Genomic DNA, 18,318 nt, shown 5'->3' with positions numbered 1-18,318 from the left:
CTGAGTCCTTCCAGGCGTAGGTATGGTCAGGATCAACTCCTAATCTGATCAGATTTTTACCTTTCAGCTCAAGCCCAGCCCGCTACTACTGGCACAAAGCTCCCCCTTTGCCCTTGAAGGTTTTGCTATTTAAAGGAATTTGTAATTCCCTTTGCCCAAGCTTTACGTCCTCTGCGCCTCCTATGTTAGCATCAGATTAAAAAATCACATTTTCTGAGCTCTTTTACCGAACCTGTCGAAGTATGCCTTACCTAAGTTCATGAGCTGGTCGAACCACAAAATCTTAGAAAACTTACCCAATTCCTCCCACTCAATCCGGAGCTCCCCTAAAATGCCCCTAGGATAATTTCTTTACCGTCAAAAGCAGACGTTTACTTAGGGTTTTTATAGGGTTTATTTAGGGTATATTAGGGTTTTATTTATTTTGAAAATATATAAAGGCTATAGAAAACGTATATAATATCACCAGATAAAGGACATTTACTTACTGGTATCCCTGACCTCCCCCCACTTGGTGAGTTCTTGTACAGAACTTGCGTATGCCTAAACCTAAACTTTACCCAAAATCTCTTTGGTTATTCAGAACTAAAGATTAATTTCAATCAATTATAAACCTACCAGGGAAGCGTCCCTGATTTTTGAAAAAAAAAATAGCATACCGAAGGTGCACAAATTAATAATTCATGCCACCGATAAAAGAAACAAATATCCAACTTAACCCACAGAAACTATGTTTGGAATTTGGCTCCCAAAAAAAGAAAGACTGAAACATTACAAATCTTAATAATTCCGTCCTCATTTATTATAGGAATGGCTATACTGATGTGATTTTATGAAAATCAAGAAATGGAAAATTTTCAGGCTGATTTGGTTTAGCCTTGTTTCTGTCTTTTTTATTTGGCAATGGTCAACCTATCAATCACGGAATTTGCCAGAAAATATATACAAGGAAAACGAGAAAGTTGCAGTAATCGAAAGTAGCGACAAAATCACATTTTTATCAAAAAACTCAAACCATAAAAGTGAAATCATTTTTTTTCAAGGCGGGTTGACTGACCCAGAAGCCTATGCACCACTATGTCGAAAGATCGCTGAAAACGGGTTTACTTGCCACTTGATTAAAATGGATTGGCGAATGCCTCAATGGGATTACAAGAAAATTGAGGATTTATTTAACCTACAGAATGACAATTACATACTTGGTGGTCATTCCCAAGGTGCAAAAATGTCCGCTCAATTTGTTTACGAAAATGCCAATTTGATGAAAGGACTTTTCCTTTTAGGAACATCCCATCCTAGAGATTATAGTTTATCAAACAGGAAAATTCCAACAATTAAACTGTATGCAGAATTTGACGGATTGGCCAGTGTTTCAGAGGTAATGGAAAACAAAGACAAGTTGCCAAAAAATGCTATCTTAAAAATTATAAAAGGCGGGAATCATTCGCAATTTGGGTATTTAGGCAACTTGTTGACCGATGAAACCGCCACAATTAGCTTGAATGAACAACAAAAAATGACCTTGGAATACTTGATTGATTTTTTCCAAAAGATTGAAAACCATTAAATACGTGGCAACATTGGCTTCCATGAATAATCAAAAGTTCATTTTCTAGCATTTTTTCCTTCTTTAGCCTGTTTTTGACTTGATTACCTGTTTTTCAACCCAGATCAGATCAGCCCAAAGTCTTTTCCTATAGCGGAAAAGCTGACTGCCCCTTCTGTTTCCAGGGATAGGATGTAGATTCCTTGAAGCAGTGCTTCTCGGACCTATTTGGCCATTTTACGGCTATCCACGGGACCTGTCTTTTCACTGCTTTCTTTATTGGGAATAGGGATTCTGCTGGATCAACCACCAGCCATTCGTTGCCAAAGGCTATTAAATCACGATAGATCCAAAAACCCAACTTAAAGTCTTTAAAGCAACAGATGACTAGATGTTTTGGGATCAGGTGCCTAACTGAAAGTTTTATGTGGCTATTGGTAGTAAAGATGGAAATGCTCCACTGCCGTTTGTGCACATCGATACCAATGAAAAACCTAGGGAATACTTCGGTGGCAAGGATATGCTCTTTTTGGTTCTAAACTTAAAACGAACCGGATTATATCATGGGAACTAAGAGCAAGCGGGCGGAAAGAGCTAAATTGAAAGTGATTACCTTTAATAAACTTCGGTCGTGGCGGACAGTGAATTGGGTTTTAATGCCTGCCTGCACTTAGCCTTGACCGTTAATCACGAATTTAGAACCCGGTCTTAAACCACGACCCACTTACCAAATAACAAACAACTGAAATACTACCCGGTATTTTTTTATACTACTGTCTATAAACCTCCAAATAAATGGCTATAAAAAAAGAGAAAGGCTGATAAACAAGGTGTTTGTTGCCATATGAACTAATAGCGGATACTGAAAACCAAAGGCAACGCGGGTATACCCTGCTATAGTCGCACTGAATAATTGGGGCAAAGTTAAAATTGGAAGTAAAAGAACATTAAGTAAAGTGAGTTTAAAATTAAAAATATGCAACCAGGCAAAGAGCACACAGGATGCATAATAAATAAAGCGGAAGTTTTCCGCCCAAAACCTGATGAGGTAATTTTTAATCGGCTTATACGAAACGATAATAAATGCAACAAACCCAACAAGTAAAGCACTAATCAGCCTTTGAAAAAAGCTTTCATCAACCATACTTAATTTAGTGCTATACACAAGTTTTGTGACTAAATAATAAGTCAGCCCGGCAGAGGTAAGACTTAGATAAATTGGCTTAAAAAGCAGTGATAGCCGAAAATTGATTTCCTCAAGAAAGGGTAAAAACATTCCACCAACGACTAGAAACATAATGGGTGACAGTCTTTCATTCAAGGATTGGACTGCTTCGTTTTCCGGCTCATAAAAAGCGCCTACAACCGCTCCTACAAAAACCGAGAACGTTACTTTTATTAAAAAAATACGATCGTTTCAATTGTTTTTCTTCCTGTTGACTTCCTTTGACTGATTGTTAAAGAGGGGTTCTTTATAAAGTTTATTAAATCTTTTACAAGTTGAAGGAGAAAAGAAAACATTTGATTTAAAAGTCTCATTTTATTGATTTAAGGTTTCGAAATCTATTATTTACGTTTCTTTTCTGAAGCAGAACTAATAGGTACGCAAGGAATCTATATATGGTTGACCGGATGAGATTGCCCAAAAAAAAAGATACATCTGAGCCCTTTTCATTTCCAGCGCCTTTTCACCGAATGGGCTTGAGTAAGCCTAAAGAAATTCATGCAATCCATCAGTATAGGATATGCCAAAGGACTATTAAAGGACCATCAGGCCAGTTTATTTGATATTGGTAAGCAAAGCAGTCTGGCACAGGTCGTCTGCATAATTTGTTTGTAAGCGTTGAAGGAATGACACCCGGTGAATTGAAAAACGGTGGAGAAAATCTCTCTATCAATTACAGTTTTGTGGAAAGCCCATTTGGAAAAATTATCGTTGCCTACACGAAAAAAGGAATATGCTACATGACATTTTTCGACAAGGACCAAGAAGTGGATTTACTCGCTGATTTTTTGGAGCAGCCTTTTGTTTTTAGCCAAAAACGTATTCATTTCCCTGATTTCCTCATCTATATCCTGTACAGCCCCTTTAAAATAATCTAGAAAAGTACGGATTTCTTCAACGGTAAGCTCTTCTGGGCTTTCCAATAAATCAATCAAACCGAGGCATAATGAAACGGGATGACGAACTCCATGGGAGAGTTTAAACAAAGCGTCATCCAAGGTCTTCAAATGCTCAAGCTCGGCAGTTTCCAGGAGAATTTTACTCTCAACATCCCGTAATTGAATGATCACGTATACATTTTCACTGAAACTAACCTTATTTGCTCTGAGCAGGAAGTGTCTTTTTTGACCAGATGCCAGCTCGAATCCAAAGTGCGGTATTTCTAATTCCTCCTGTTCGATATCCTGAAAGAACTGATAAAAAGAATCGAAGGAATTACCGGACATCCGCGGTTTAAAAAACCCGAGAAAATCTATAGACATGAGCTCGAAATACCCAAACCCTATTGACTTTACAAATTGGGTATTTAAGTAACGCAGAAACCCACTTCCATCCAAAATGGCTATTGGATCCGGAAAGTCTTCGATGATGTTCTTTATGGAAAATTCCTTCACTGCTGTTTTAATTTTGGAAAGTAAAATCTTCAATGAGAGAAGCCACTAAATCAAAATTTTTCACATGAGGAAAGTGTCCACTCGATTGAATCGTCTCACAACGTACATCCTTAATGTTTGAACACAAATACTGGGCTGCTTCATCACTAACCACTGGATCAGGACTGCTGTGAATGACTAGAGTTGGTATCTCCAGAAATTGCAATTGATCTCTATAATCTGATAAGAAAATTGCTTTTGCGATCGCTAGGGCACGCTTTGGCCCCATTCTAAGGATGGCCCCCTGAAAATTATCACTATTTACCGCGCCTTCCTCCAAAACTACCTCTTTAAAATCACTTACCCAGTTAATGAAATTATCCGAAATATCCTTAAATATTTGGTCGACCATCTCCAGGGTAATTCCCCCATGATAATCCCCGTCATTTAGGAAACGGGGGTTGCACCCAATAAGAACCATTTGGTCAATTAAGCCTGGTTCCGCCAAGCAGGCATTTACTCCCAATAATCCACTGTAGCTATGAGCCACTAAACAAACTTTCTTTTTCTGTGTAGTTTTCTTAATGATGGAGATCAGTAATTCGGTATGAAACTCGGAGTCCGAAAAGCGGGCATCAACCATTTCCTCTGGAACATCGATATGAATGCTTCCAAGATGGTCAAATGTGAAAATGGTAGCTTTTGATTTGAAATAATCCACATAAGGTATCCAATCTTCCTTGCACCCTCCAAAACCATGGGCAAAACTATGGCTAACTCTCCTTCTCCTGAAATATCAATTGGAAGATTTTGAATCAATTTATCCAACATTTTTACTGCTTTCGAGTCAAATTATAAAATCTGAAGGCTTTAGGCAACCCATTTGAGATTTTTTTAGTTGTTGAAATCTTCTATAAACCGATAAAATGAAAAAAATAGTATATAAAAAACACCTTAATTTTTGAAACGCAAAAAAAGGATACCAAAGACTTGATTTTCATTGCTTTAAACCCTAAAAAGCGCCTACAAGACAGCTTCTACTTCCAAAAACTTATTGACTTCGGAATAGGGATTCCGCTTTTTTCGGAAATGACCCAATCTTTGGTCCTTTAATGCGAGAAAAAACATTCCCCGACTGCGTGTTGTTTAAATTTGATTAATAAAATTGCGATGACTCGGTGAAGTTTGGAAGCCTCCATTTGGCCTCTCACAAAAAAGTTTTGCAACAGCTTTGCTAACGCTCGATCCTGCCTTGGTTTCCATTCGAATTTATAATCCGCACTAAACACAGATTCAAAAATTGATACATTTCAACCAATTGCAAAAAGGATGAAATTGCTAATTTCTCACATCGCAGGATTGAACTCAAGAGGTACGGAGAAGCATCTTCGATGAAAATGAGAAAAAGAACGTTAAGAAGTATTTGAAATTAAGAGCCAAATGCCCCTTCTGCGGTTTTACCCTAAAAACCAAAAAAATGACTTTGTTTGATCTGGAAATAAACCCCTCGAAAAACTGGCTCCCAAAGGAAGGGATTGTCAACTACTATGGCAAAGTGCTGAATCCAATGGAGGCTGATCACTTTTTGAAGGTTCTGCTAAGCACAATCGAGTGGAGAAATGACGAAGCGGTGATTTTCGGCAAGAAAATAATCACCAAAAGAAAAGTAGCCTGGTACGGAGACAAGCCTTTTGAATATACCTATTCCAACACCACCAAATCCGCTCTGCCCTGGACCGAGGAATTGCTGGAGCTAAAATCCCTGGTGGAAAAACAATCCGATGAAACTTACAACTCCTGTCTGCTGAATCTTTACCACGACGGAAGCGAAGGAATGGCTTGGCACAGTGATGGGGAAAAGGAATTGAAAAAGAACGGGGCCATTGCCTCTTTGAGTTTGGGTGCGGAACGGAAATTCGCCTTCAAGCATAAGGAAAGTCTTGAAAAGGTGGAGCTGTTTTTAGAAAACGGAAGCCTTTTGGTCATGAAAGGAACCACCCAAACCCATTGGCTTCACCGTCTCCCTCCCACCAAAAAAATCTCACTTCCCAGAGTAAACCTGACTTTTCGTACCATAGATGAAAGGTAAAGCCTTGCTCAGGGGACTTGACAGAAGGTCTAAAAAGATGTCCATTCTTTTACTCTCAGAAATCTTGGTTAAAACCTTCACATTCCTTGAGAATTAAATGAATTCCACTTCAAGTAAACAGCGACTCTGTCGCAAGCAATCAAGAACTGTTTACAAGTTCAGCCCAAAAAAATTCAAGTGAAGCCTAGTATTGATGGTTTTTCTAGTTGATCAAATATCCGGGCAACCAAGAAAAATGTGCCAAAGTCAGATCCAACAGGAAGCAAGCAACTTGTAAAGGAAGGATCTCAGGCGGTTGGTCTTAAGAGCCCTACTTCAGCTCGTTCAGAACTTCAAATACCAATCAAAATGCTTAGCTAGGATGTTTTCTTTTTCCATTCTCAAATAGTCCAAGAAAGCCTGCCCCACAGGTGACAGCTTTTTTCCTTTTTGCCAAACCAACCTCCATTCCGTTTTTAAAGGTAGTCCCGGTGCAGGCAAAATGTGTATTTCCTTATTCAGGAGTTCATTTTTCATCCCTATCAGGGGCATAATAGAAAGCCCGAGCCCAGCCAATACTGCCTGCTTTACGGCTTCGTTCGAGGTGAGTTCCATACGCTTTCTTTTTTTGCCCTCCTGGGTCTCAAAATAGTGTTCCATCGCAATTCGAGTAGCAGATCCCTCCTCCCGGTAGATGAGGGGTTTGCCTTCATTTCTGATGGGCTCACTTCCCATTAAAAAAAGTTTATTTTCCAGTAGGAGTTCTTCCTCAACGTTCATTTTCTCCGGAACAACAGAGACCAGAGCAAAATCAATTTCATTTTTTCTCAGACTGTCGATCACCATGCTTTTGTTGGTCACATCGAGTACCAGATCAATACCGGTGTGCTGCGCCATAAAATCACTTAAAAAATAGGGAATCACATATTTACCCGTAGAAGCAGAAGAAATTTTGAGTTTTCCGGTCAGAATCCCCTGAAAAGCCTGGGTTTTGTAATTGATATTTTCCACCTCCTGTATTACCCTTTCGGCAATTAAGGCTATTTCCTTTCCAAAATCGGTCACATAAAGTTGCCTCCCCAAGACTTCGGTGAGAGGAATATCAAACTGATCCTGAAGATTTTTTAGCTGGATCGATACGGCTGGTTGGGTCATAAACAGCTCTTCAGCAGCTTTGGTGATACTTTGAGTCTGAACCACTTTCAAAAAGATCTTGAGTTGGTGAATGGTGTAATTCATAAATATTGTTCATGCGTTCCATATCAAATATAAATGAAAATTTATAGGTTCTTTTCATAAAATTTGCCCCAACAAAAAAAAGTCATGGGCAATCTTTCAGTTAAGAATCGAATCCATACCCGAACTGATTCAGTTCTCGATTCACGGAAAGGAAAATACCTTCTGGAAAAAGCAACAAAAATCTTTCAGAAGCTCTCCCAAAAGAAGCCCCATTCCGAACAAGCCCATCAATTCAACCCAAATCCAGGACTAATTAAAAGCGAAGGAACTGGGAAAACCCTATCACTTCTTGAATCCAGAAATTTTATTGGAATGATATAACCCCCTCTCAATATGTCACAAAACCTAATACCTCTTATTACCCTGCTTTCACCGGCCTTGTTTGCAGCCATTGCTCTTGCATCCTGGTTTCAGCCCGGATCAAGACCCAAGCAAATCATTGCTTTGAGTAAAACCACCACCCTACTGAGTTTGATTAGTGTTGGATTGAGCTGCTTCTATGGATTTCAGGAGGGACTCATAGAGTCCTCATTTATTGGGTTCAAAGAGATAGGCTGGAGCATCCGGATAGATTCGCTTAGCCTTGTGATGCTGGGCATGATTGCTCTGCTGGGATTTATTATCGTAAAATTCAGCATCAATTACTTAGACGGTGATCCGCGTCAAGGTGCATTCCTTGGCAGGTTGGCAGCGACCATAGCATCGGTACAATTACTTGTCCTGTCCGGAAACTTGGGACTACTCTTCCTTTCATGGGTCCTGACCAGTATTTCACTGCACCGATTGCTGATTTTTTACCATGAACGCCCGGGTGCACAAATTGTCGCCAAAAAGAAGTTTATTCTTGCCCGCTTAGGCGATGCATCACTATTAATAGCTCTGATATTACTCTACAAGCAGTATGGAACAGGGAATCTGGAGTTGATATTTTCAACGATCAAAAGTGGATTCCAAACCGAAAACACCCCAGTACTGTTGGAATTAGCCGCCTTGTTTTTAGCTATAGCTGCTATTTTGAAATCAGCACAATTTCCAACACATGGCTGGCTTATTGAAGTCATGGAAACGCCAACGCCGGTTTCTTCCTTGTTGCATGCAGGTCTACTAAATGCCGGACCATTCCTCATCATCCGAATGGCATTTGTAATGGATGCCAGTACCCTCGCTCCGATTGTTTTAATGAGCATTGGCGGATTTACAGCCCTCTTTGCTTCGGTGGTTTACCTTACCCAACCCTCTGTAAAAACAGCCTTGGGTTATTCAAGTGTAGGCCACATGGGCTTCAGCTTGCTGGTTTGTGGCTTGGGAGTCTATCCGGCCGCCCTGCTTCATTTGGTAGCCCATTCATTTTACAAGGCTCATGCCTTTCTTTCCTCCGGAAGTGTGATCGAGGCTCTGCGCAGCACCAAAGTGATAAAGATGCCTCCACGTACCAAGCCTTTAAAAATAGCCTTTGGAATTGTACTAGCAGTTCTTTTGTACACCGGTTTCGCGATCCTCTGGGGCATAAATTTGGAAAATGAACTTTCTCTTTTAGCCATTGGAGCCGTAATAGTCCTGGGGCTGTCAAGGCTTTTTACCTCGGCTTTGGCGAGTAACTGGAATGTAAAATTATTGGCTCAGGCCACCTTGATGGCATTCATTGTGACTGTGGCTTTCTTCTCCTTGGAATCAGGCACACATTACCTGATCAAAACCGAAGTACCCGCATTAACGAGGCCCGACTTCAGCAAGATAATACTGGGCGGAATTATCCTACTTGCCTTTGGACTGACTGTCTTTGTTCAGATTCTGGCTCCTCAACTTGAAATGAAACCTGCCTATCAGAGGATAGCCATTCACATTCGAAACGGCTTTTACGCAAATGCATGGTTTGACCGATTTGTCAATGCATTGCATGTTCACTCCATAGAAAGCAAACAGACTATTACAGCTCCCAAGCTCAGCAAAGTGACGTCAGAGGACAGCGAAGTGAAAGAATTAGAAGAGCAATTGGCCTAAATCGAGGAAGCCTTCAAATCCAGAAAATTGATTCATAGAAAAATGGAAAACAACGTGATATCAAAAACCAAAGAGGAAACAAACGCCGTGCTTTTAGAAAGCCTAAGACAGGCCTGCAAAAAAATTGCACCGGTATGGCCATTGGAAAATTTTGTTGCGGTAAATCCTTACCTGGGGCTTACTGACCAAAAATTTGAAACAGTCGCACAGCAGCTGGAAACTTTGGGGGGTATTCAAATGACCTTGCCTCCTTCCTTTTACCTAACTAAAATCAGGGAAGGAAAAATCACAGAAGAAGACTTAAAGGCCGCAATTGCTAAAAAATCGGTCAGAAAAATAGACCTTGATACATTTATTGACCAACTGGAAAACACAGCTCTCGCTGAAGAACCTGCTGTAGGATTGGCCACGCTGGTGGATGTTGCCACGAAGGTTACTGGAAAAGACTGGAACCGTTTTGTAATCTCCAGAATTTCTAACTGGGCTGCCTCCTATTTTGATGCAGGCCAGGCAATTTGGAAAGCATCTGATCCAAAAACCGGAATCTTTGAGGCTTGGAAAACCGAATCCCAAGTAGACCTCAGTCCGGAAATTGCCGGGCTGACAGATTTTAGAAAGACTGTAAAAAATTTACCTAATCAGCATCTAAAAGCAACACAACAAGCCCTTGAAATACTGGATATCCCGCAGGAAGCCTTAGACACTTATTTCCATCGCTTACTGCTGAGGGTAGGTGGCTGGTCGGCCTATGCCGCTCGCCTCGATTGGGAAAAAGAGCTGAACGGTGGGAAAGATGGAGCATTGATTGAGTTTTTGTCAATTCTCATCAGTTGGGAAGCTTGTTTACTTCAATGTTTGGACAGTCCAGAAGTTCAGGTATTGTGGTCAGTTGCAAAAGAGCAGCTCCTGGAAGCCAGTGCTTGCAATGAGATCAGCTGGGAGCTGAGCGAAAAGCTCATTCTGCAGGAAGCCTTTGACTTGGCGACTCAGCGCGAACTCATCTCAAAATTTAACCGCAATGAAAGCCCTGAAAAGCAAGTCACGGAAAGACCAAATGCGCAAGCCATATTTTGCATAGATGTGCGCTCTGAAGTTTTCCGCAGAAATTTAGAGCAGGCTGATCACACTATAGAAACCATAGGATTTGCAGGTTTCTTTGCTTTCCCCATCAATTTCGTTCCCCTTGCGCATGAAAGAGGAGAATCCCAATGCCCGGTACTGATTCCCCCAGGGCCCACAATTCTGGAAGCGATAAAGGACAAAAAGAGGAATCAAGAGGCTTACGAAAGTAAAATCCTCCGGAACCAGGTAAAGCAAGTTTGGAAATCCTTTAAATCCGGTGCAGTCACCTGCTTTAGCTTTGTGAGTCCTATGGGCTTATTTTACCTACCCAAACTGATAACAGATTCTTTTGGACTCACTCGGCCTGTTTCAAATTCTGAAAACAAAAGTTTGAATTCAAAAGCTTCCACACAGAAAAGTATCAGCCTGGAAGTAAGCTATCACCAGCACCAAACCGTAGGCATCCCCTTGGAGCAACAAGTTCAAATGGCAAAAAACGCTTTGAACGCGATGTCACTGACCGAAAATTTTGCTCGCTTCGTTCTGATCGTTGGACATGGCTCTTCATCAGTCAACAACCCGCATGCCACTGGACTTGATTGCGGTGCATGCGGAGGGCATTCCGGGGAAGCAAATGCCAAAGTGGCCGCTGCGGTCCTCAATGACAAAGAAGTGCGCAAGTCTCTATTGGCGGAGAACATTGCAATAACGGATGACACTGTGTTTTTAGCCTGTCTGCATGACACCACTACGGATGAAATCACAATTTATAATCAACAAGATGTGCCGGCTAACCAAACAAAATCGCTGGTTGACTTGAAAGAATCCTTAGAAAAAGCAGGCAAAGCGGCCCGGGCAGAAAGAGCCTTGCGAATGAGCCTAAACGGAGATATAGACGAGGCGATTATTGCAAGAAGCAAAGACTGGTCTCAAGTTCGCCCAGAGTGGGGACTGGCAGGCTGCTCGGCTTTTGTTGTAGCAAACAGAACAAGAACCAAACATCTCGACCTGGAAGGCAAATCTTTTCTCCATTCCTATGATTGGAAAAAAGACAAGGGATTCTCTATACTCGAACTGATAATGACCGCACCGATGGTTGTGACCAGCTGGATTAACCTGCAATATTATGCCTCCACTGTGGACAACAAGAGCTATGGTTCCGGTAACAAGACCTTACATAACGTAACTGCAGGGCTAGGTGTCTTGGAAGGGTTTTCGGGAGACTTACGAGTAGGATTACCCCTACAATCCTTACACGATGGTGAAAATTACCAACATGAACCAGCAAGGCTCAACGTGCTAATTGAAGCTCCATTGGAGGCTATGAATGGCATCTTAGAAAAACATGCTTCTGTAAGGAACCTTTGCGATAATGGCTGGATCCAATTACTCGCATTGGACGAAAGTGGAAAGGTTTCGTATCGGTACTCAGGAGACCTCTATTGGGAAGCCTTGTAAGTATTGATTCATCCAAGCTTCGGGTCATAATCCTCTTCTTGCGGAAAATTGATTTACGAAGCTAAAACAAAAAGGGCATCTTAGGCAGAATCCGGATCAGCGGCATTGCCTCTGATGCCCTCGAGGTTTGATAGCTATTTTTTGAAATATTTTCAGTCAAACTTCGGAATTCCTAACAACCCTTGAAACTGGAAAAAAAGAAGTTGACAGAAGCTTGGAACAATGTAGCTGTTATTGGAAGACGGAAGCCTTTTGGTGATGAAAGGAACCTCCCAAGCCCATTGGCCTCACCGTCTTCCTCCCAGCAAAAAAGTGTCAATTCCCAGAGTAAACCTGACTTTTCGCAGGATAGATGAAAGGTAAATTAAGTCCATGAGTTTCCAAATGAGATTAGGAAATTGAAAATTGGACCCTCCCTTTTGCACGTTATTTTTTAGATTTTTGAATTTGCATTTCGGTTGGAATTGGATAATTTAAATCCAAATGAAATTCTACAATCCAAAAAAGCTAGCTTTGATTGCAGGGTTTTCTCTGTTACTCATGGCGATCGTGGCTGGATATTCTTACGGCTATGTGTACAATAGCTTGATCCTCCCTGAAGACCCTACACAAACCCTCCAAAATCTTCAATCGGCTTCCGGTTTGTTTCTAAGCGGAACTCTAGGATGGGTAGTGATTCTGATCTTGGATTTATTGGTTTCCTGGACATTGTACTTTTATTTCAAAGAAACCCAAAGGGACATATCCGCATTGACTGCCCTTTCCCGAGTCTTATATTCCGTATTCCTGGGATACGCCATTTCCTATCTTTTTATTGCCGGTTCCTCGCTAAAAGCAGATGCTGACGCACAGGAGGTGATGGCTGCCCTTCACTCCTTTGAATCCATTTGGTCTTTGGGCTTGATTGTTTTTGGATTTCATTTGATAGGCTTGGGTTGGTTGACTTGGATCTCTCCCGACATGTCCAGACTTTTTCCAATCCTGTTGATTTTCGCAGGCATCTGTTATGTGGGGATTCACAGTGCCAAGGCATTTCTTCCCAATTCGGAATCCCTGGTAAAAGAATGGGAAACTATCCTCATGCTTCCCATGGCTTTGGGTGAGATCGCCTTTGCGGTCTGGCTGGTGATCCGAGGTTTCAAATCAAAAAACACCGTCTAATGAATATTCTAAAGAAATTCTTTTTGGGACTTTCCATTCTGATAGGCTTTATTCTATTTTTTCTTCTTGGTGCTCTCTTATTAGATTCCTTTAACTCTTCCTACCTCAAGGTGAACAAAAATCCGGAGGCAAGTACCAGCTCTTATCTCATCCAAAACGTCAACCTCATTCCTATGTCGGGGGATACTGTGCTGGCAAATACCCAAGTCAAAATTGTCAACGGGATCATTGAAGAAATTGGAAATCAACTGGAAGCGGATAATCTGGAAATCATCGATGCTCAAGGGGCTTTTCTTTCTCCGGGACTGATGGATTTGCATGTACATGTCTGGGATCGCTACGAGTTGGGGCTTTATCTCGCCAATGGAATTACTGCCATTCGAAATCTCTGGGGACAGCCCCAGCATTTACGGCTCAAAAAAGCCATTGATCAGGGTGAAATTCTCAGCCCCCTATTCTTTACCTCCGGGCCCAAACTCACCGGCCCTGATTACTTGGGCGATGACAACCTTCAGCTGACAAGTCCGGAGCAGGCAAAAGAAAAGATAGCCTTCTACAAAAAAAGAGGCTATGACTTCATCAAAACCTACAATGGTCTGACCGAAGAGCTTTTCGAAGCAGTAATGGAGCAAAGTGAAATAGAGGGATTGGATTTGGTGGCCCATCCCAGTGCGGAACTCCCCTATGAGTTTCACTTTGATCCCCAAATCATCACCATTGAGCATGCGGAGGATATTGTGCAACAGCCTTTGGCCTATCAACTGGACACGGCAAAACTGGAAGAGGTGGTAGCAGGTTTTGCTGCCCACCCCAACACAGCCCTTTGCCCGACCTTAGTGGTGTATTACAATATTTACCGCCTACTTACTGAAGAGGGTATCCTGAACGAGAAAGAGTTGGCCTATATGAATCCCCTGATCCGAAGAGTGGACAGCAAAGCTCAGTTTGAACGTTGGAAAAACACAAAAAAACAGGACCCCAGCATAGTGGAGCAAATCAAAAAACAGCATGAATTCCATATTCTGGCCATCCGGAAACTCCACGAAAGTAAGGTCAACATTGTCTGTGGAACAGATGCCGGCATTGGGGTCACACTGCCCGGCTACTCCATCCACCAAGAACTGGAGTTTTACACAGAAGCTGGAATGAGCAATTACGAAGCATTGAAAACGGCTACGGTCAACCCCTCCAAAACACATGATTTTTTGAAAAACATGGGCACCATCGAAGAAGGAAAAATTGCCAACCTTGTGTTGACTCGAGAAAACCCACTTCAGGATCTCTCCACACTTCGAAAGCCTCAATTCGTAATGGTTCAGGGAAGGAAAATCAGTAGGAAAACCCTGGATGAGTTCGAAGAAAAAGCCCTAGACAGAAGCAATGAAGTCGTATCCGGTTTAAGATATGCCGAATACCTTTTGGTGGAAAAATAAACCAAATCAAGCTTAAGGGCTTGCAATAGGAAAGGAAGTGTCTATTGAAAGAGAAAAGGTTTAATCTTAACCCACCTGCACCCTTAATTTTCCTATTTTAGGCAACCTTTCAGGTGATCCTCTTTGTTAGTAAGCACAAATCGCCATCCTTTCACCGGTTTTTTGGCAAAACAGCAAAGATTTTAAATCCTCCCATTCCAACAATGAATCAACTTTTCAAAATATTTAAACTGGAAGAAGCGGAAGCTCTCAAAATAAGTGCTTCGCCTGAAGAACCGCACACCCACGATTTTGAAGAGTTGATTATCGGCATTGAAGGGCAATTGGAACACTTTATTGATTTCAATACTACAGTTCTCGACGCCCCTCTTGTAAGTTTTGTAACCAAAGGAAAAGTCCACCGAGTGATCCCCAGGCTGAAAAACGGAAAATGCAATATGTGGGTACTTCGTTTCAAAAGTGAATTTATCCCCGAAACTACCTTTCAGCTTTATTCCAACTTTCATGATCATGCAAGCCTGAAATTACAAAGTGGTGAATGTTTCAATCGCCTACTGACAATCTGCGAAATCATCTTCGGGGAAATGCAGCAAAAAAGCCCCGATCTAAGCGTGGTGAAGCATTTGCTCAGTGCCTTGTTCATAATGATTGAATCGGAAAGAAGGAAAATTGAAAAGGACTTTAGTGCGTTGGAGGTGAATCAAAACACAACGATCCAGAACTTTCTGAAAATCCTTGAAGCCAACTACCAAAGACCTGTCGGAGCTGAGTTTTACGCAGAAAAACTTTTTATGTCGGCGAGAAATCTAAACCTGATCTGTAAAAAGGTCCTCCACCAAACGGTCAGTGAAATCATTGAAACACGAAAACTCATTGAAGCCAAAAATCAACTCACTCACAGTGATAAAAACATATCAGAAATAGGCTTTGATCTTGGCTTTAAAGAAAAAGCATATTTCACGAAAGTCTTCAAAAAACGCACAGGGCAGACTCCATCCGAGTTTCGGGATGACATGAAAAAGCTCCTTTCCTGATTTTACAACTCTTCTTCCGAATACTGTTACCCATGTCCTTTTAAAGGATTGGATATTTATGTTTCAAACCAATTCATTTAAAAAGCCATGAAAAGTTTAGAGAATAAAGTGATCATTATTACTGGTGCAGGGATGGGACTCGGATATGCTACAGCAAAAGAACTCGTTGCAAAAGGTGCTCACCTAGTACTGGTTGACTACCATGAAAAAAGCTTGTTGGATGTAAAGGAAGAACTATCCCAAGAGTATCCCCAGTTGAAAATCATCTCCTTTGTTGCGGATGTTTCGAATGAAGAAGCCGTGAAAAATTATGTAGACGAAACCGTCAAAGCATTTGGAAAGATTGACGGGCTTTACAACAATGCCGGCATTGAAGGGAAGCAAGCTCCTATGACCGAATACGATATAGCTATTTTCAAAAAGGTAATCGATATCAACCTGATGGGTGTATACTACGGAATGCGTTATGTAATTCCGGTAATGCAAAAACAGAAGTTTGGCCGAATTGTTAATGTCGCGTCTGTTGGGGGAATTCGTGGTGTACAATATCAAACCGCTTATGTAGCCAGCAAGCATGCAGTTTCCGGAATGACAAAAAATGCTGCACTAGAATACGGCAGAGACGGTATTCTCACCAATGCAATTGCACCGGGCGCCATCCTGACACCAATGGTAGCCGAAGCCTTCAAGCAGGTAAATCCTTCTGATCCAAAAGCTGCAGAAACTGAATACGCCCAACGTAATCCAACCAAACGATTGGGACAGCCCCATGAAGTGGCTACCTTAGTCGCATACCTATTGAGCGAAGACAACGGTTATGTAAATGGACAAACCATCGCCATTGATGGAGGTGAGTCCAATATTTATGGCAATTCGTAAATAAAAGAGATAAGCAGGATGAATGTAAAAAACATAGAGTTAGTAGTACCACCAAGGGAGCCTCACTTTGTTGGTGATGGCTTCAGGGTGCATAATTTCATCCCAAGTGGATATCGCTTGGATATGCAAAGAATGAACCCCTTTATCATGCTGGATTATAATTCTAAATTTTATTTTCCTCCCTCTGATAAACCAAAAGGTGTGGGTGTTCACCCCCACCGGGGATTTGAAACAGTCACCATTGCATACAAAGGCAGGGTAGCACACCATGACAGCGCCGGAGGTGGTGGAGTGATTGGTGAAGGTGATGTACAATGGATGACAGCCGCATCAGGAGTCTTACACAAAGAGTATCATGAGGAAACTTTCAGCAAAACAGGCGGGGATTTTCAAATGGTACAGTTGTGGGTAAACCTTCCTGCAAAATACAAAATGTCAAAACCTAAATACCAGGCAATCACCAATGACCAAATCAACAAAGTCAAATTGCCGGAAAACGGTGGAGAAATTGAAATTATAGCAGGAAGCTATGGGGATGTAAAAGGTGCTGCCTCTACTTTCACACCTGTACATCTACACAATGCAAGGTTGAATAAGGGAGCAAAAGTAGACTTTTCATTTCCCGCCGATTACAATACAGCCTTATTGGTAATTGAGGGAAAGATAAGAGTCAATGGTTCTGAAGATGTCAATGTAAATCATTTTGTCTTGTTTGAAAATGAGGGAGAAGAGTTCAAAATTGAAGCAATTGAGAATGCGGTAGTGCTGGTACTAAGCGGCCAACCAATCCTCGAGCCAATAGCCGCACACGGTCCATTTGTGATGAATTCCCACAAAGAATTAATAGAGGCATTTGAAGATTTTCAAAACGGAAAATTTGGACACCTCGAGGATTAATCCGGTTGAAGTATGTCAAATATCGATTTAATCATTGAAGAAAGAGCAGCTGATCTGGGCAAGTTTTTGGTAGGTCGGCTGCTCCCTTTTCGTCAAAAACGAATGGTAGGCCCCTTTATTTTCATTGACCATATGGGACCTGTGAAGCTGAGCGATCGCAATAATTTTGATGTTTTGCCCCATCCCCATATCGGACTCTCTACGCTTACCTTCCTGTTTGAAGGCAGCATCATGCACCGGGATTCCATTGGCACTGAAGTGGAAATTAAGCCCGGCGAAGTAAACTGGATGACAGCTGGAAAAGGCATTGTTCACTCCGAAAGGACCCCTGAGTATCTTCGCCATTCTGAAAAGCACCTACACGGTCTGCAAATTTGGGTAGCCCTCCCAAAAAATCTGGAGCAGATGGATCCCGAGTTTTGCCATATCACATCAAGCGAAATTCCAACTTGGAAACAGGATGGGATCGAGTTTAAGTTGATTGCAGGGGAAGCGTTCAACAGGAAGTCGAATGTTCCGGTTTACAGTCAGCTTTATATGATTGAGATAAAAAGCAAATCCACCCAGCAAGTTTCTCTTGGAAAGCACCTGTATGGGGAGTCGGGTTTATACATTTTGGAGGGGGGAATAGAAAGTGACGGCCATAGATATGGCCCAAAGCAAATGCTGGTTACCAAGGACAGCCACCTCTGCGAGTTTACCATTCTAGCAAACACCACAGTGTATATTTTTGGTGGAGAACCCTTTCCTGAAGGGCGGTTTATCGATTGGAATTTTGTTGCATCGGATAAAAAACTCATTGAAGCAGCCAAACAAAAATGGAATGCACAAACAATGGAAAAAGTAAAAGGCGATGAAACCGAATTCGTCCCTTATCCAACCTTCAAAAACCCAGGCTAAGAACTAAAAACTAAGCATCGAATATTTTGGGTTACTTATACT

The 18,318-nt window shown here is 41.7% G+C and carries 14 protein-coding genes and 1 pseudogene; 11 read left to right on the top strand and 4 right to left on the bottom strand.

The window, feature by feature from the left end:
- Positions 1-832 precede the first annotated feature (832 nt).
- A complete protein-coding gene (locus tag P2G54_RS14690) occupies positions 833-1,567 on the top strand; it encodes an alpha/beta hydrolase (RefSeq protein ID WP_275872301.1) in 735 nt (244 codons plus the stop codon).
- Between the two features lie 778 nt (positions 1,568-2,345).
- On the opposite strand, the gene P2G54_RS14685 is transcribed toward P2G54_RS14690, so the two are convergent.
- The 3 genes and pseudogenes from P2G54_RS14685 to P2G54_RS14675 form a co-directional block, all read right to left on the bottom strand.
- Positions 2,346-2,843: a hypothetical protein gene (locus P2G54_RS14685; RefSeq protein ID WP_275872300.1), complete on the bottom strand. Its 498-nt coding sequence runs from the start codon at positions 2,841-2,843 to the stop codon at positions 2,346-2,348.
- Positions 2,844-3,544: 701 nt separating this feature from the next.
- Positions 3,545-4,165 (bottom strand): PAS domain S-box protein, encoded by a 621-nt coding sequence (locus P2G54_RS14680; RefSeq protein WP_275872299.1) that lies wholly within the window; start codon positions 4,163-4,165, stop codon positions 3,545-3,547.
- A gap of 7 nt (positions 4,166-4,172) precedes the next feature.
- A pseudogene (locus tag P2G54_RS14675) lies at positions 4,173-4,898 on the bottom strand (alpha/beta hydrolase); the annotation flags it as partial.
- 723 nt (positions 4,899-5,621) lie between these two features.
- Here P2G54_RS14675 and P2G54_RS14670 point away from each other — a divergent pair.
- Positions 5,622-6,233 (top strand): alpha-ketoglutarate-dependent dioxygenase AlkB, encoded by a 612-nt coding sequence (locus tag P2G54_RS14670; protein WP_275872298.1) that lies wholly within the window; start codon positions 5,622-5,624, stop codon positions 6,231-6,233.
- A 324-nt stretch (positions 6,234-6,557) separates the two neighbouring features.
- On the opposite strand, the gene P2G54_RS14665 is transcribed toward P2G54_RS14670, so the two are convergent.
- Positions 6,558-7,451 (bottom strand): LysR family transcriptional regulator, encoded by an 894-nt coding sequence (locus tag P2G54_RS14665; RefSeq protein WP_275872297.1) that lies wholly within the window; start codon positions 7,449-7,451, stop codon positions 6,558-6,560.
- A gap of 333 nt (positions 7,452-7,784) precedes the next feature.
- On the opposite strand from P2G54_RS14665, the gene P2G54_RS14660 reads away from it, so the two are divergent.
- The 9 genes from P2G54_RS14660 to P2G54_RS14620 all read left to right on the top strand — a co-directional run bounded on the left by P2G54_RS14660 (position 7,785) and on the right by P2G54_RS14620 (position 18,276).
- Positions 7,785-9,452 (top strand): proton-conducting transporter membrane subunit, encoded by a 1,668-nt coding sequence (locus P2G54_RS14660; RefSeq protein WP_275872296.1) that lies wholly within the window; start codon positions 7,785-7,787, stop codon positions 9,450-9,452.
- A gap of 27 nt (positions 9,453-9,479) precedes the next feature.
- Entirely contained in the window at positions 9,480-11,972 is a 2,493-nt protein-coding gene (locus tag P2G54_RS14655; RefSeq protein WP_275872295.1) for a DUF2309 domain-containing protein, read from the top strand.
- Positions 11,973-12,206: 234 nt separating this feature from the next.
- Complete coding sequence (locus P2G54_RS14650; RefSeq protein ID WP_345795477.1) at positions 12,207-12,335, top strand: alpha-ketoglutarate-dependent dioxygenase AlkB; 129 nt, start codon at positions 12,207-12,209, stop codon at positions 12,333-12,335.
- Positions 12,336-12,455: 120 nt separating this feature from the next.
- Positions 12,456-13,133, top strand: a complete 678-nt coding sequence (locus P2G54_RS14645) for a DUF4386 domain-containing protein (protein WP_275872294.1) — start codon at positions 12,456-12,458, stop codon at positions 13,131-13,133.
- Positions 13,133-14,566, top strand: coding sequence for an amidohydrolase family protein (locus P2G54_RS14640; protein ID WP_275872293.1), 1,434 nt, complete (start codon positions 13,133-13,135; stop codon positions 14,564-14,566). Before P2G54_RS14645 ends, P2G54_RS14640 begins: the two co-directional genes overlap by 1 nt.
- Before the next feature lie 203 nt (positions 14,567-14,769).
- On the top strand, positions 14,770-15,600 hold the full coding sequence (locus P2G54_RS14635) for an AraC family transcriptional regulator (RefSeq protein ID WP_275872292.1): 831 nt from the start codon (positions 14,770-14,772) through the stop codon (positions 15,598-15,600).
- 87 nt (positions 15,601-15,687) lie between these two features.
- Positions 15,688-16,479 (top strand): glucose 1-dehydrogenase, encoded by a 792-nt coding sequence (locus P2G54_RS14630; protein ID WP_275872291.1) that lies wholly within the window; start codon positions 15,688-15,690, stop codon positions 16,477-16,479.
- Between the two features lie 18 nt (positions 16,480-16,497).
- Entirely contained in the window at positions 16,498-17,376 is an 879-nt protein-coding gene (locus P2G54_RS14625) for a pirin family protein (RefSeq protein ID WP_275872290.1), read from the top strand.
- Positions 17,377-17,388: 12 nt separating this feature from the next.
- On the top strand, positions 17,389-18,276 hold the full coding sequence (locus tag P2G54_RS14620; RefSeq protein WP_275872289.1) for a pirin family protein: 888 nt from the start codon (positions 17,389-17,391) through the stop codon (positions 18,274-18,276).
- Positions 18,277-18,318 lie beyond the last annotated feature (42 nt).

The organism is Algoriphagus sp. CAU 1675 (genome assembly GCF_029222925.1).
In the GTDB taxonomy this organism is placed as follows: Bacteria; Bacteroidota; Bacteroidia; order Cytophagales; family Cyclobacteriaceae; genus Algoriphagus.
Note: the sequence above shows the minus strand (reverse complement) of the source record. Positions and strands in the feature narration are given on the sequence as shown.

Coding starts and splice junctions, on each gene's coding strand:
- P2G54_RS14690 (WP_275872301.1), top strand. CDS start 833: ATGAAAATCAAGAAATGGAAAATTTTCAGGCTGATTTGGTTTAGCCTT.
- P2G54_RS14620 (WP_275872289.1), top strand. CDS start 17,389: ATGTCAAATATCGATTTAATCATTGAAGAAAGAGCAGCTGATCTGGGC.
- P2G54_RS14660 (WP_275872296.1), top strand. CDS start 7,785: ATGTCACAAAACCTAATACCTCTTATTACCCTGCTTTCACCGGCCTTG.
- P2G54_RS14670 (WP_275872298.1), top strand. CDS start 5,622: ATGACTTTGTTTGATCTGGAAATAAACCCCTCGAAAAACTGGCTCCCA.
- P2G54_RS14635 (WP_275872292.1), top strand. CDS start 14,770: ATGAATCAACTTTTCAAAATATTTAAACTGGAAGAAGCGGAAGCTCTC.
- P2G54_RS14665 (WP_275872297.1), bottom strand. CDS start 7,451: ATGAATTACACCATTCACCAACTCAAGATCTTTTTGAAAGTGGTTCAG.
- P2G54_RS14685 (WP_275872300.1), bottom strand. CDS start 2,843: ATGTTTCTAGTCGTTGGTGGAATGTTTTTACCCTTTCTTGAGGAAATC.
- P2G54_RS14640 (WP_275872293.1), top strand. CDS start 13,133: ATGAATATTCTAAAGAAATTCTTTTTGGGACTTTCCATTCTGATAGGC.
- P2G54_RS14625 (WP_275872290.1), top strand. CDS start 16,498: ATGAATGTAAAAAACATAGAGTTAGTAGTACCACCAAGGGAGCCTCAC.
- P2G54_RS14630 (WP_275872291.1), top strand. CDS start 15,688: ATGAAAAGTTTAGAGAATAAAGTGATCATTATTACTGGTGCAGGGATG.
- P2G54_RS14645 (WP_275872294.1), top strand. CDS start 12,456: ATGAAATTCTACAATCCAAAAAAGCTAGCTTTGATTGCAGGGTTTTCT.